The organism is Bacillus sp. es.034 (genome assembly GCF_002563655.1).
GTDB lineage: Bacteria > Bacillota > Bacilli > Bacillales > Bacillaceae_B > Rossellomorea.
The window spans coordinates 1051601-1065272 of the sequence record NZ_PDIY01000001.1; the positions used below are offsets into that span (position 1 = coordinate 1051601).

Annotated in this window: 12 protein-coding genes; 9 read left to right on the plus strand and 3 right to left on the minus strand. The window is 48.1% G+C overall.

Annotated features, from left to right (window positions below):
* Positions 1 to 9 precede the first annotated feature (9 nt).
* Together ATG71_RS05505 and ATG71_RS05510 are read right to left on the minus strand one after the other, a co-directional pair.
* Positions 10 to 1098: an extracellular solute-binding protein gene (locus tag ATG71_RS05505; RefSeq protein ID WP_098438756.1), complete on the minus strand. Its 1089-nt coding sequence runs from the start codon at positions 1096 to 1098 to the stop codon at positions 10 to 12.
* An 18-nt stretch (positions 1099 to 1116) separates the two neighbouring features.
* A complete protein-coding gene (locus tag ATG71_RS05510) occupies positions 1117 to 2298 on the minus strand; it encodes an ROK family transcriptional regulator (RefSeq protein WP_098438757.1) in 1182 nt (393 codons plus the stop codon).
* Positions 2299 to 2626: 328 nt separating this feature from the next.
* On the opposite strand from ATG71_RS05510, the gene ATG71_RS05515 reads away from it, so the two are divergent.
* Entirely contained in the window at positions 2627 to 5131 is a 2505-nt protein-coding gene (locus ATG71_RS05515; RefSeq protein WP_098438758.1) for an NEW3 domain-containing protein, read from the plus strand.
* 132 nt (positions 5132 to 5263) lie between these two features.
* On the opposite strand, the gene ATG71_RS05520 is transcribed toward ATG71_RS05515, so the two are convergent.
* Complete coding sequence (locus ATG71_RS05520) at positions 5264 to 5677, minus strand: helix-turn-helix domain-containing protein (protein ID WP_286163118.1); 414 nt, start codon at positions 5675 to 5677, stop codon at positions 5264 to 5266.
* A gap of 196 nt (positions 5678 to 5873) precedes the next feature.
* On the opposite strand from ATG71_RS05520, the gene ATG71_RS05525 reads away from it, so the two are divergent.
* The 8 genes from ATG71_RS05525 (at position 5874) to hutG (ending at position 13645) form a co-directional block, all read left to right on the plus strand.
* On the plus strand, positions 5874 to 6062 hold the full coding sequence (locus tag ATG71_RS05525; RefSeq protein ID WP_098438760.1) for a hypothetical protein: 189 nt from the start codon (positions 5874 to 5876) through the stop codon (positions 6060 to 6062).
* Between the two features lie 143 nt (positions 6063 to 6205).
* Positions 6206 to 6778, plus strand: a complete 573-nt coding sequence (locus ATG71_RS05530; protein ID WP_098438761.1) for an REP-associated tyrosine transposase — start codon at positions 6206 to 6208, stop codon at positions 6776 to 6778.
* Between the two features lie 101 nt (positions 6779 to 6879).
* Positions 6880 to 7362 carry a hypothetical protein gene (locus tag ATG71_RS05535; protein ID WP_098438762.1) on the plus strand — a complete coding sequence of 161 codons (483 nt, stop codon included), beginning with the start codon at positions 6880 to 6882 and terminating at the stop codon, positions 7360 to 7362.
* 213 nt (positions 7363 to 7575) lie between these two features.
* The gene (gene hutP / locus ATG71_RS05540) at positions 7576 to 8022 is read left to right on the plus strand and encodes a histidine utilization transcription antiterminator HutP (protein WP_079534321.1); all 447 of its coding nucleotides are present in this window, start codon (positions 7576 to 7578) and stop codon (positions 8020 to 8022) included.
* Between the two features lie 220 nt (positions 8023 to 8242).
* Positions 8243 to 9775: a histidine ammonia-lyase gene (gene hutH / locus ATG71_RS05545; protein WP_098438763.1), complete on the plus strand. Its 1533-nt coding sequence runs from the start codon at positions 8243 to 8245 to the stop codon at positions 9773 to 9775.
* Positions 9768 to 11438, plus strand: coding sequence for a urocanate hydratase (gene hutU, locus ATG71_RS05550; protein ID WP_098438764.1), 1671 nt, complete (start codon positions 9768 to 9770; stop codon positions 11436 to 11438). Before hutH ends, hutU begins: the two co-directional genes overlap by 8 nt.
* A 1-nt stretch (position 11439) precedes the next feature.
* Positions 11440 to 12723 (plus strand): imidazolonepropionase, encoded by a 1284-nt coding sequence (gene hutI / locus ATG71_RS05555; protein WP_098438765.1) that lies wholly within the window; start codon positions 11440 to 11442, stop codon positions 12721 to 12723.
* Complete coding sequence (hutG, locus tag ATG71_RS05560; RefSeq protein ID WP_098438766.1) at positions 12701 to 13645, plus strand: formimidoylglutamase; 945 nt, start codon at positions 12701 to 12703, stop codon at positions 13643 to 13645. Before hutI ends, hutG begins: the two co-directional genes overlap by 23 nt.
* Positions 13646 to 13672 lie beyond the last annotated feature (27 nt).

Genomic DNA, 13672 nt, shown 5'->3' on the forward strand with positions numbered 1-13672 from the left:
TCACACTTCCTATTCTTTGATTTCTTTCTCTCCGTTTTTGATGTTTTCATCCCAATGCTTCATCCACTCATCACTTTTTTCCTGGAATACCTTCCAGTCGATGTCCATACTCTTGATTTCAGTGTCCGTGATCCATTCAGGAAGTCCCTCAACATCGTCCCTCGTAGGAATACGGTAGAATTCTTCCGCCAGGATCTTAGCGGCTTCCGGAGTATTCACAAATTCGTAAAAGGCTTCAGCTGCCTTTGGATGAGGTGCACCTTCTACAAGTGCGATACCCTCTGTCAACACTGGGGTCCCGCTCTCAGGAATGATGAATTCAAACGGATAGTTCTTGTTTTCTTTCAACATGACGACATCCGGCATCGCCCAGACGGAAAGGGCACCTTCGCCTTTTGCGACCTTGTTGTACATCATTTCAGGGTTTGCTGAATATTCCTTCGTGTTCGCATCTAATTTCTCGAGCCACTCATATCCTTTAGCCGGATCATTGGAATCTTTGTAATCACGATAAATCATCGCCGAGAAAATCGTTCTCATCGTTCCGGAAGCGAGAGGGTAACGAATGATGATCTCGTCTTTCCACTTCGGATCCAGTAATTCATCCCAGTCTTTAGGTGCTTCGTCTTTCGTGACTTCTTTGCTGTTATACATGATGACTTCCGGAGTCTGACTCGTACCGGACCAGTTCCATTCAGGATCGTGGAAGCCTTCATCCAGGCTCGACGCATAGGACGGTTCATATGGTTTCAGTAGTCCTTCGTCTTTCGCTTGATCAAAGTTTGTGGAAGGAGCTCCCCACCAAACGTCAGCCTGGGGATTGTTCTTTTCAGAGCGGATCCTGTCCAGGATTTCCTGTGACCCCATATCGAGCCATTCAACGTCGATATTGTATTTTGCTTCGAATTGCTGTTCGAATTTAGACAGGATGTCTTTTCCATGGGGAGAATACACAACAATCTTTTCTTCAAGTTTATTATCCTTTTCCCCGGAGCTGCTTGAACTTGACCCCTTCTCTGCTCCACCACAGGCTGAAAGCAGTAAAGAAGCAGATAGAGATACCGTTGCCACCATCGATAATTTCTTGTTCAACTTCATGAAAAATCCCCCTTGTTATCAAAAATTAATCAAACCCTCGTGCTCGCGTAAAAAAAGTGAAACTGCACCTAAAACGCCCACATTTCCCCCTAATTGTGAAACCTTCAATTCTACTGAACTGGGAAGATACTGATCAACCATTTTCCGCAGTCTGGGAAGAATGAAATCCGATGACTTTAACACACCACCTCCTAAAATAATGACCTCTGGATTCAGTAAGCATGCTGCATTGATGATCCCGTAGCCCAAATGGTCAATCGCATCATGGACGACGGAGAGGGCAGTCGGGTCTCCGGACTTTGCCAGATGAAAGGCACTTTCCCCGGATAACTCTGAGTGTGTCGCCTCTTCATAAGCAGGATGCTCAGGGTTCTCCAATACGAGGGTTGTCAGTTTATGTCCAATGGACTTGCCGCCTGCTACACTCTCGAGATACCCATACCGGTGAAACATCGGCTTGAAATCATTCTGGAGGTCATCCTTATCCGTCACCATATAACCAATCTCCCCAGCGGCATTGGAATGCCCCCTGTAAAGCTGGTTATTGATGATGATTCCGCTTCCGATACCAGTCCCGACAGCCATGAAAAGGACATGCCGATTGTTTTTCGCACTTCCGACCCATTGCTCCCCCAGTGCAGCAACATTGACATCGTTGTCCACGTGGACGGGGAAGGGGAAGTGTTTTTCAGCTTCTGAAAGGATCGGGTATCGGATCCAATTGAGGCTCGGGGCTTCAAGGACCACTCCATTCTGTGTGATTCCCGGAACACCGATGCCCATCCCTAATACATCACCGGTTGGAATATCCAGATGATCAAGCATGCGGGAGACGTCCTTTGCAATCTGATCCAAAAGGCCTGTCTGCAAGTAATGTGATGTTGAAAAGCTTTTTGAATGAAGGACGTTTCCGCTTAAATCGGAAACAATCGTCTTGACCTTCGTACCACCGATGTCCGTTCCAATCACATAGGCGGCTTTTTCATTGAAGAAGAGCTGGATCGGCTTCCTTCCTCCATGGGATGAAGAAGGTCCGATTCCTTTTTCATACACCCAATTTGTTTTTATCAATTCATCTACAATCAACGAGATGGTCGGCTTACTCAGGTTCATCTGTGCAGCAATTTCCGCCCTGGAAATAGGCGAGTTCTCTTGAATGCACTGAAGTACTCTTTTTTTATTCATCGATTTCATCTGCATAGGTGCCCCTCTCAAACTCATTGCATCACGGCCTTCTTTATTTTGGTTAGTAAACTTTACTAATTAACAAGAAATATACCTTATTATGGAATAAGTTACAATAGTTATTTTAATTTTATGAACATTTAAAAAGTTATTATGACAACAGTTTGAATTTTCTGTAAAATAATTATTTACAATATTATCCTAGTGTGATACTAATTAGGAGAGGCTGCTGGGTTTAGTTAGTTAGGCAATTTAACTAACATACTAAAGACCTATGACGAAAGGAGTGTTAACGGCATTTGAACGGTAAACCAAATTCCTGAAAAATGAAAGGGGTTACACAATGAAGTTTATGAGCTATTTGCTTTCGCTGTTGTTGGTGCTTTCTTTTTTACCTTTTAGTGGTGTCGTTCATTCAGAAGAGCATGATGTAGAATTGTGGAATGCCGTTAAACCTTTGGATACGACGGTAACGTTCTTGAACACCGGGGCTCACCCCGATGATGAACGAAGCGATTTCCTTGCGTACTTATCCAGGGGGCTTGGAGTGAAGACCTCCAGCTTGATTGCGAATAGAGGAGAGGGCGGCCAAAATGAAATCGGCCAGGAGCTCGGGAACGCCCTCGGGATCATCCGCTCCAGGGAAATGATCGAAGCAGCCAAGATCACAGGCGTAAAAGCCTACCACCTCAGTGAAACCACCTCAGATCCGATTTACGACTTTGGATTTTCAAAGACCCCAGATGAAACGCTGGCAAAGTGGGGGAAAGATCTCACTTACGAAAGGCTCATCCGGTTCATCCGGACCTACCAGCCTGACATCTTAATGCCATCCTTCCGGAACTCAGATAACCAACATGGACATCATCGTGCCGTCTCCATACTTAGTGAACGTGCGTTCGAGGACGCTGCAAACCCAGACGTTTTCCCGGACCAGCTGAAAGAAGGATTGTCGGTTTGGCAGGTGAAGAAGTTCTATTTACCAGCGGAATCAAAAGAGACAGCCACCACGTCTATAGAAGTAGGGGATTATGATCCCATATATGAAATGTCCTACCCGCAAATCGGGGAAGAATCCCGCTATATGCATAAGAGTCAGGGGATGGGAAGTGAAGTGGATGTTGAGCCAAGACAGACTCTATTGGACTTAGAGAAGAGTACTGTACAAACGACAGGCACTGATGAACTTTTCGAAGGGATCCCGTATGATTTTAAAGAGTGGGCAGAAGAGATGCCTAAGGGCGAGAAGTCACTCAAGGTTCACTTCACTAAGTTCCAAAAGAGCCTGGAAGGGATCATTTCAAGCTATCCTGATCGAGGGGAAGCATTCGATAAAACACAGAAAGCATTGAAAGAAGTAGAAAAAGTTGAGAAGAAAACTGCAAAGGCAAAGCTTGATGACCAAATGAAGAAAGATTTGCTTCATAAGATCTCCCTGAAGAAAGAGCAGTTGAACACGGTGAGCTTTGTCGCTTCGGAATTAAGCGTGGAGGCTTCTTCAGAAACCAATATTTTGACAAAGGGTCAAGATGTAGAGGTGACAGTCCAACTGGCCAACGAGGGAGAAAAGAAGCTGAAAAAAGCGAAAGTCGAGCTACTGACACCAAAAGGATGGAAAGTATCCAAAAATGGAAAGTCGGTAGACCTAAAACCGGGTGAGGAGCATGAAATGGCCTTTACCGTAGGAGTTCCGGAAGATGCTGACTATTATCACGCATACAAAGAACCGGCCATCCAGGCGAAAGTGAGCTTTGAATCTGCCGGGGCTAAATCGACCCACGTCCAAGACCTGGACGGAACCATCGCTGTCTTACCTGATGTAGGCATAACCCTTAACCCGGAAGATATCGTGGTTAACCGGGCTGATGTACAGGACGAAATCCCGGTGGTGGCGAAGGTGAAGAACTATCGTGAGGGAGCCACCTCTTCACAGGTATCTTTATCTGCTCCTGAAGGCTGGGAGGTATCCCCACAAGAGATGACGGTTCAATTTGATGAGTCACAGGAGGAGAAAGACGTTACCTTTACACTCAGTCCGCCGGAAGACATCAGTGAAGGGAATTTCAAGGTGGATGCACAAGCCGTCGTCGACGGTGAAACCTTCTCTTCAACGGTCCAGGAAATAAGCTATGACCATATCGGAACCTTTTATTACTTATATGATTCAAAAGTGAACGGAGTGGCGTTTGAATTGCTGACTCCCGATAACCTGAAAGTAGGTTACATTGAAAGCGGCTTTGATAAAGTGGCAGACTATCTCCGCAATGTAGGGATGGACATCACATCCCTTACGGAAGACGATTTGGCATCGGGAGATCTCAGCCAATACGATACGATCGTGACCGGAATCCGCGCTTATTTATCAAGGGATGACCTTGTTAATAATAATCCACGCCTGAAAGAATACGTGGAAAACGGGGGCCATCTGGTTGTTCAATACCATAAGCCGAACGACAGATGGGATAAAGAGACGACAGCACCATATCCGTTAACCATCGGCAACCCGTCGATCCGCTGGAGAGTGACGGATGAAGACGCGGACGTGACGGTATTGCAGCCGGAATCACCATTATTCAACTATCCTAATACGATCACCGGATCGGACTGGGATAACTGGATACAAGAAAGAGGCTTATACTACCCTATGAGTTGGGATGACCGCTACGAAACATTCGTACGCATGGCAGACCCGGACGAAGACTCATTCGACGGAGGAATCCTCATGGCCGAATACGGTGAAGGGACCTACCTATACACCAACCTCGTATTCTACCGCCAAATCCAAGGAGGAGTCCCAGGAGGCTACCGAATCTTCACCAACCTCCTAAGCTACGGAAAAACCAACTAAAACAAAGGTCCGCCCCTCATCTTTGAGGGACGGACCTTATTTTTATGCGTGAATTTCATAAGGAATGCTGTTACATCAGGCTTTTTCCTTATCTCATAGAGGAAATCTGAGGTCCGTCCCTCTCCCGGGATTCTACCAGTCCTTAACCGATTGATAGAAGTGGTTCACGTGTGCGATGAATTTTTCTTTGCGCTTTTCTGTAAAGTAGGAGAGGGATGACAGGGTTCTCTTGAGTTTTGGATGCTCCCCGAGGATTTTCAGGATTTCCTTTGTTTCTTCGTCTTCGAAAGTTTCTCTCAGGATCATGGGGTCGTGACTTTGTCCAAGGCTGTCGCTTTCCTCTCCGTACATGATTCGGTTCATTTCATGGGTCGGGATTTTATAGACTTCCTTAAAAGTAAGCAGCATTTTGTAAGGGATATCCCTTGCACCAGTTTCATAGTTTGATAGTGCTCCCTGGCTGATATTCAGGCGAAGGGCAGCTTCTCTCTGGGTAAGCTCTAATACATCATTGCGATAATGCTGTAACTCTACATGTAAATCCATTGTTTTCACCGACTATCCCTTTTTTCTTCAAGATAAAGGTTTTATGTACACGTATTAGGAAATTACACGTTTTGAAATCGTTATTTCGATTACGATTCAAGATATTTTGGAAAAGGTATACAAATTTACATGAAAACGTATTAAAATGTAAATATAATTGTAATTTTGTCGAATTGGGGGTAAAGGTGGAGATAGAATGGGGGAACAGCAAAAAGGGAGAGTAGACAGTCTTTCAACCAGAGGAGAAAAGAAAGTCATCACATGGATCCAAATGAAACCGGAGTCGAATCTGATATTCAGCACAAAGCATCATGGAAAAAAGCGAGTTATCTACTATACCCACAGAAGCATCACCAGCCTAGACGACCACAGAAGAGAGAGATAGAAGGAGGGACGGACCTCTCTACCCGTTTCATTTACAGATTTTTGTGAATGAATAGAGGTCCGTCCCTCAATAAAGAGGATTTTACGCATTTGTGTCGAATAGGTAATGTGTAATAGTATGAGATTGAGAGAAGGAGTGATGTCATGGTTCGAAGGCCTCGGAATTGGAGTCCGGGAACGACGTATCATGTGACGGCTAGGGGAAACAGAAAGCAGGAGCTGTTTCATGATGATGACGATCGAAAGAAGTATTTAGCGTATTTGCAGGAAACGAAAGAAAAGTACCCATTTACCATCCACGCTTACTGTTTGATGTCCAACCACATCCATCTGCTGATTGAAACCCACGATGTTCCACTTGAGAGAATCATCCGTATCCTTCACACCCGCTACGCCGTTTATTTCAACAAGAAATATGACTATGTCGGTCATGTGTTCCAAGGGCGTTATGGATCGACCAAGATCGATACGCCATCGTATTTCATTAAAGCGAGCAGGTATATCCACCACAATCCGGTTGAAGCGAAACTCACCATCCATCCCGAGAGTTACCCCTGGAGCAGTTATCCTTTCTACATCCATTCCATTGATAACCCCTTACTTTCTAAAGAACGCACCCTCAATTATTTTCCGGCACCACAAATCAGTCGATATAAGGAATATGTAGATAAGAGTCCCCCAAAAGAAGAACTCTATAAAAACACAATTAAAAAATGAAAAAAATAAAATATTTTTGGAAAAATATAGAGGATTTTGGGTGTTGGTGTCGAAATTCATAGTCTGTAGGACAAAATTCCTATTTTGAGGAGGAGGAAAGTATGAGAAAAGAATTTCTTTTAGTATTCGAGAATTTTCATGTTTCCAAGAGAATCGTAAAGAAAACAAGAAAACATTTAGTCGTTTTTCAAGGGCAGCATTATTACAATAAGTTGGTCGTGGTGAACCGTCCACCAGGGTTTTCTCATGCCCTTGAGAGCATCATGTACTCTGATAAGATTCTTGAAACAGTCGGGTTCACGACCTTGTTTGCCGTACCGGTCGACCGGAGTCACTCCATCCCATTCAAGTTTGTCCGGATAGGCGACAACACACCAAAGGATTGCAAGATTGTACTTGAAAAGCGGGAGGGAGCGGAGCGATTGAATATCCTGCCACTATACCCTGTGGACGGCCCACTTTCCAGTGAAGACAAACAGGATATTCTATCCTACTTAAGCCTGAAGTCCGATGATGGAACCGTCACCTACCTCATGAACAATCCCCAGATATTCAAAGGAAAAGGAAAAAAACAAGAAGAGTAAAGGAGGAATGAGGCGAACCTGAACAGGTACGTCTTTTTTTGAGGGACGGACCTCCACCTTCCATACCGCCGTAAAACCCTTTACCACGCTACCAAACTACCTCTCTAAGTTTCTAAAATCACGCTTTTTTTCGTTGACCTCTCCTGATTCAGACCATACAATAATAGTAGTTATTAGTATTTTTAGAATTTTCATGTAAGGTGCGAATGCCACTTGAATAAGACAGATCATACTCGTATCGGAAAGAATGCCATGCTTCTTCTCCTGTTAGACAGGGAAGAGGAAGAGTGGAATCGTCATTTCAATGAGCTGAATTGGAGTTACTGCACCGGGAAAATCGGTTCCATGGACAGCCAGAAAATCGTAGCCGCGATTGAAACAGCGGCGAAGCGGAGTGACCTGGTACGGGAAGATCTGTACCGGGAGATGCATGCCCTGTATCACGCCATCATGGAAGCGCTGACTGGGGTCACCCGCGGTCAGACCCAATTGGGTGAAATCCTGCGGACAGTGGGCTTGCGATTCTCCGTTGTGAGAGGGACTCCTTATGAAAGTGAAGAGGAAGGCGAATGGATCGCAGTCGCGTTATACGGAACGATTGGTGCGCCCATTAAGGGGTTGGAGCACGAAACGATCGGACTCGGAATCAATCATATTTAAATAAGAGAGCCTAGAGATATTAGTTGATAGGAGGCTCGACCAACGGCAGAAGTCTGTCTTGGTCGAGCCTCCTTTTTGTGTGGGGCAGACACAGGGGTCCGTCCCGCAGCAGGTTAAAGCGTTAAAGAGAAAAAATCAGCAATAACAGCATTTAACAGTGGGAACGAACCGAATTCAGGCGTTTTTCGGAGGTCCGTCCCTAAAGAAGGAGGAAATCAAGATGGTGGATTTGACGGGTTGTAGTTTGAGTTTGGATGAGGCGAAGCGGGTGATTTATGGGAAGGAGCCTGTGGAGCTTTCGCCGCTTAGTATGGAGCGGGTGCGGAAGAGTCGCGAGGCGGTTGAGAGGATAGTGAAGGAGAAGCGTGTGGTGTACGGGATCAACACGGGATTTGGGAAGTTCAGTGATGTGCTGATCGATGCGGACGATGTGGAGGAGCTTCAGCTGAACCTGATTCATTCCCATGCGTGTGGTGTGGGGGATCCGTTTCCGGAGAACGTTTCGCGGGCCATGCTTCTGTTGAGATGCAATGCTCTGTTAAAAGGATATTCCGGTGTTAGACCGGTCATCGTCGAGCGGTTAGCGGAATTCCTGAACAAAGGGATCCACCCAGTTGTCCCGCAGCAGGGTTCATTGGGAGCAAGCGGGGACTTAGCGCCACTATCCCACCTGGCCCTTGCTCTCATGGGCGAAGGCGAAGTCCACTATCAGGGTGAAGTTCACCAGACACTCACTGTCCTTTCTAAAGAAAACATCTTCCCAATCCAGCTTCAGGCAAAAGAAGGATTGGCACTGATCAACGGAACCCAGGCGATGACGGCGATGGGTGTCATAGGATACCTCGAAGCGGAGGAGCTTGCCTTCCAGAGTGAGATGATCGCCAGTCTGACCATGGAAGGACTTAGAGGAATCATGGATGCTTTCGACGAAGATATTCATTTAGTAAGGGGATATCCTCAACAGGTGGCAACGGCTCAAAGAATCAGGGATTACCTGCAGGACAGTAAGCTCACAACGAAGCAAGGAGAGCTCCGGGTCCAGGACGCCTATTCCTTACGGTGCATCCCACAAGTCCACGGAGCATCCTGGCAGGCGCTTGATTATGTAAAAGAAAAGCTCGAAATCGAAATGAACGCGGCAACGGATAACCCGCTCATTTTTGACGACGGAGAAAAGGTCATTTCAGGCGGAAATTTCCACGGACAGCCGATTGCGTTCGCCATGGACTTCATGAAAATCGCTATTGCAGAACTCGCCAACATCTCGGAACGACGGATCGAACGACTTGTGAACCCGCAGCTCAATGATCTGCCACCGTTCTTAAGTCCACAGCCAGGTCTGCAGTCAGGAGCGATGATCATGCAATACTGCGCGGCGTCACTTGTCTCAGAAAACAAAACTCTTGCCCATCCAGCGAGCGTCGATTCGATCCCGTCATCAGCAAACCAGGAAGACCATGTCAGCATGGGAACGATCGGATCCCGCCACGCTTACCAGATCCTTCAGAACACGAGAAGAGTCCTCGCCGTCGAGCTCATCTGCAACCTGCAGGCAGCAGAACATCGAGGGACGGACCTCATGGCCAGCAAGACACGGCAATTTTACGAAGCAGCGAGAAAGGTCATTCCTTCCATCACGAAGGACCGGATCTTCTCGAAAGACATAGAAAAAGCCAACCAGTGGCTGCAGCAAACCACGCTTAACACATTGATCAAACCAACCAAAACAAAGGAGGAAACGACAAATGGTTAAGGCAGACAAACGAATCGTAAACGTAAAAAGAGGGACGGACCTTGAATGTAAAGGGTGGGAGCAGGAAGCTGTTCTGCGCATGCTATACAATAACCTTGATCCTGAAGTAGCGGAAATTCCCGAGGAGCTCGTCGTATACGGCGGAATCGGGAAAGCGGCCCGTAACTGGGAATCCTTCGATGCCATCGTCCATACGCTCAGAAACCTAGAGAACGATGAAACCATGCTCGTCCAATCCGGTAAGCCGGTTGGTGTCTTCAAAACCCATAAAGCGGCTCCAAGAGTCCTGCTGTCGAACTCAGTGCTTGTGCCGAAATGGGCGAACTGGGAGCACTTCCACGAGCTTGATCAAAAAGGTCTCATGATGTACGGCCAAATGACGGCGGGAAGCTGGATCTATATCGGGACTCAAGGGATCCTGCAAGGGACTTACGAAACGTTCGCGGCCCTGGCGAAAAAGCATTTCAACAACTCCCTTAAAGGGACGATTACCCTTACAGCCGGCTTAGGCGGAATGGGTGGGGCGCAACCACTCGCCGTCACGATGAACGGAGGAGTCGTGATCGCCGTCGACGTGGATGCAGAGCGCATCCAGAAGCGTCTCGACACCAAATACTGTGACGTGAAAACCGATTCCATCGAGGAAGCGCTGATGATGGCATATGAAGCACGTGACCAGGGTAAGCCTCTGTCCATCGCTTTACTTGGAAACGCGGCTGAGGTTCATCATGGACTCCTCAAGCGTGACGTTAAAATCGATATCGTGACCGACCAGACATCGGCCCACGATCCACTCAACGGTTATGTACCAGAAGGATATACACCTGAAGCGGCGGCAGAACTGCGCAAACAGGACCCGAAAGCCTACACGGCCCTTTCACAAAAAAGCATGGCGAAACACGTAGAGGCGATGCTCGAATTCCAGCATAGGGGATCGATCGTATTTGACTACGGCAACAACATCCGTCAGGTGGCAAAAGACGAAGGAGTCGAAAACGCCTTTGATTTCCCTGGATTCGTCCCGGCATACATCCGTCCATTGTTCTGTGAAGGAAAAGGACCATTCCGCTGGGCGGCACTATCAGGGGATCCAGAAGATATTTACAGAACAGACCGTCTGATCAAAGAGCTTTTCCCTGAAAATGAAGCCTTGAATCGCTGGATTGATATGGCACAGGAGCAGGTGGCGTTCCAAGGGCTTCCTTCCCGCATCTGCTGGCTTGGCTACGGTGAGCGTGTAAAGATGGGTCTTGCCATCAATGAACTCGTGAAAAACGGCGAGCTGAAGGCACCGGTCGTCATTGGCCGTGATCATCTGGACTGCGGATCCGTTGCCTCGCCGAATCGTGAAACGGAAAGCATGAAGGATGGAAGTGACGCGGTGGGTGACTGGGCCATCCTGAACGCACTCATCAACACCGCGGCAGGCGGCTCATGGATTTCCTTCCACCACGGCGGCGGAGTGGGTATGGGTTACTCACTGCACGCCGGAATGGTCGTTGTGGCAGACGGGACGGACCTTGCACAGGAACGTCTTGAGAGAGTCCTCACAACCGACCCTGGAATGGGCGTTATCCGTCACGTCGACGCAGGATACGATATCGCAGAAAAAACAGCCGAAAAACACAACATCCACATCCCAATGAACAAAGGAGGAGAATAAGATGACCACTACACAATTCGACACCATCATCGACAATATAGGCCAGCTCCTGACGATGGATCATGGGGACGGACCTCTGAAAGGGGAGGGGATGGGCAAGCTTCCCGTACTCGAGAGTTCGGCCATTGCCATCAAGGACGGCCTTGTCGCCTGGATCGGCACACACGAAGAAGCACAATCCCTCAAAGCAACGGAACGAATCGATGCAGAAGGAAAGCTCGTCTCACCAGGTCTCGTCGATCCTCATACGCACCTGGTCTTCGGAGGATCCCGTGAACACGAAATGGCCCTCAAGCAGCAGGGTGTTCCTTACTTAGAAATCCTGAAGCGTGGAGGCGGCATCCTATCTACAGTGGGTGCTACCCGCGAAGCATCTGAAGAAGAACTTCTCACAAAAGCACGCTTTCATCTAAATAGAATGATTTCATACGGTGTCACCACAGTAGAAGCGAAGAGCGGATACGGTCTTGACCGCCAGACAGAACTGAAACAGCTAAAAGTAGCCAAACAACTAAACGACACACACCCGGCAGAAATCGTCTCCACATTCCTGGGAGCACACGCCATCCCACCGGAATTCAAAGGACGCTCTGATGAATTCCTACAGGAAATGCTCGACCTATTAGTCGACATCGAAAAAGACCGGCTCGCAGAATTCGTCGACATTTTCTGCGAAACAGGTGTATTCACTGTGGAGCAGTCCCGCGAGTTCCTGAAAAAAGCCAAAGAAAAAGGCTTCTCCGTTAAAATCCATGCCGACGAAATCGATCCACTCGGCGGAACGGAAATGGCAACGGAAATCGGAGCCACAAGCGGAGACCACTTAGTAGGAGCATCTGACAAAGGCATCCAGGCACTGGGCGAAACCGACACGATCGCCGTCCTCCTGCCAGGAACGTCCTTCTACCTGAACAAAGGCAAGTTCGCCAACGCACGAGGAATGATGGAAGCGGGAGCGGCCGTCGCCCTATCCACCGACTTCAACCCGGGCAGCTCACCGACGGAGAACCTGCAGTTCATCATGAACCTGGCATCCCTGCAATTGAAAATGACGCCGGAAGAAATCTGGAACGCCGTCACCGTCAACTCGGCCTACGCCATCAACAGAGGAGACTCGGCAGGAAAGCTGATCCTTGGCCGTAAAGCCGACATCGTCCTATGGGATGTGCCGAACTATCACTATGTCCCATATCACTACGGGGTCAACCATACGAATACCGTCATGAAAGACGGCTGTATCATCTACCGCAAGGAGAAGCTTCATGAGCATATTTCAACACATTAAGCCGGCAGGAAAAGCGCAGTTTAAGGACCGCTACACAACCAAAGCAGCGGAACTCCTGACACCTTGGGAAGAGGGAAGGAAAGGGGACATCGCCATCATCGGCGCTCCCCTCTCCAAACCCTCCATCTCCCACTCAGGAGCAAGCTTCGCACCGGACGCCATCAGACGGTGCCTAAATTCGTTCACAACCTATAACATCGAAAGAGGGACGGACCTCGCCGACGACCAGAAAACCATCATCGACTTCGGCGACATCTCCATGCACCCTACTTCCATCGAAGAGTCGCATCAGCGAATCTATGAATCAACGAAAGCAGCAACGAGCACGAACGCAGCACCGTTCACCATCATCCTGGGCGGCGACCATTCCATCACCACGTCAACGATAAAAGCCATCAAGGAAACGAAGGGGACGGTGGGCATCATCCAATTCGATGCCCACCATGACCTCAGGAACACAGAGGACGGGGGACCGACCAATGGTACGCCTTTTAGGAGATTACTAGAAGGTGGCCACATCCAAGGGGAGCATCTTATCCAAATCGGCATCCGCAACTACGCCAATGCGAAAGCCTACCATGATTATGCCCTTGAGCAGGGTGTAACGGTGTATACGATGAAGGACGTCAGACAACAACAGATAACAAAACTCATCCAGGAATCGCTGACCCAACTGGAATCCAAAGTCGACACCATCTACCTCTCCGTCGACATGGACGTCCTCGATCAGGCATATGCTCCAGGCTGCCCGGCGATCGGCCCCGGGGGGATGCATCCTGATACGCTCACAGAGGCGGTCCAGGCTGCCCTGCAGCACCATAAAGTCCACACCATGGACATTGTAGAGATCGACCCGACCCTCGACATCAGAGATATGACGAGCAGAATAGCAAGCCTCTTGATCATAAATTCATTAATCTAACCAAGGTCCGTCCCTTACCGCTTTAAC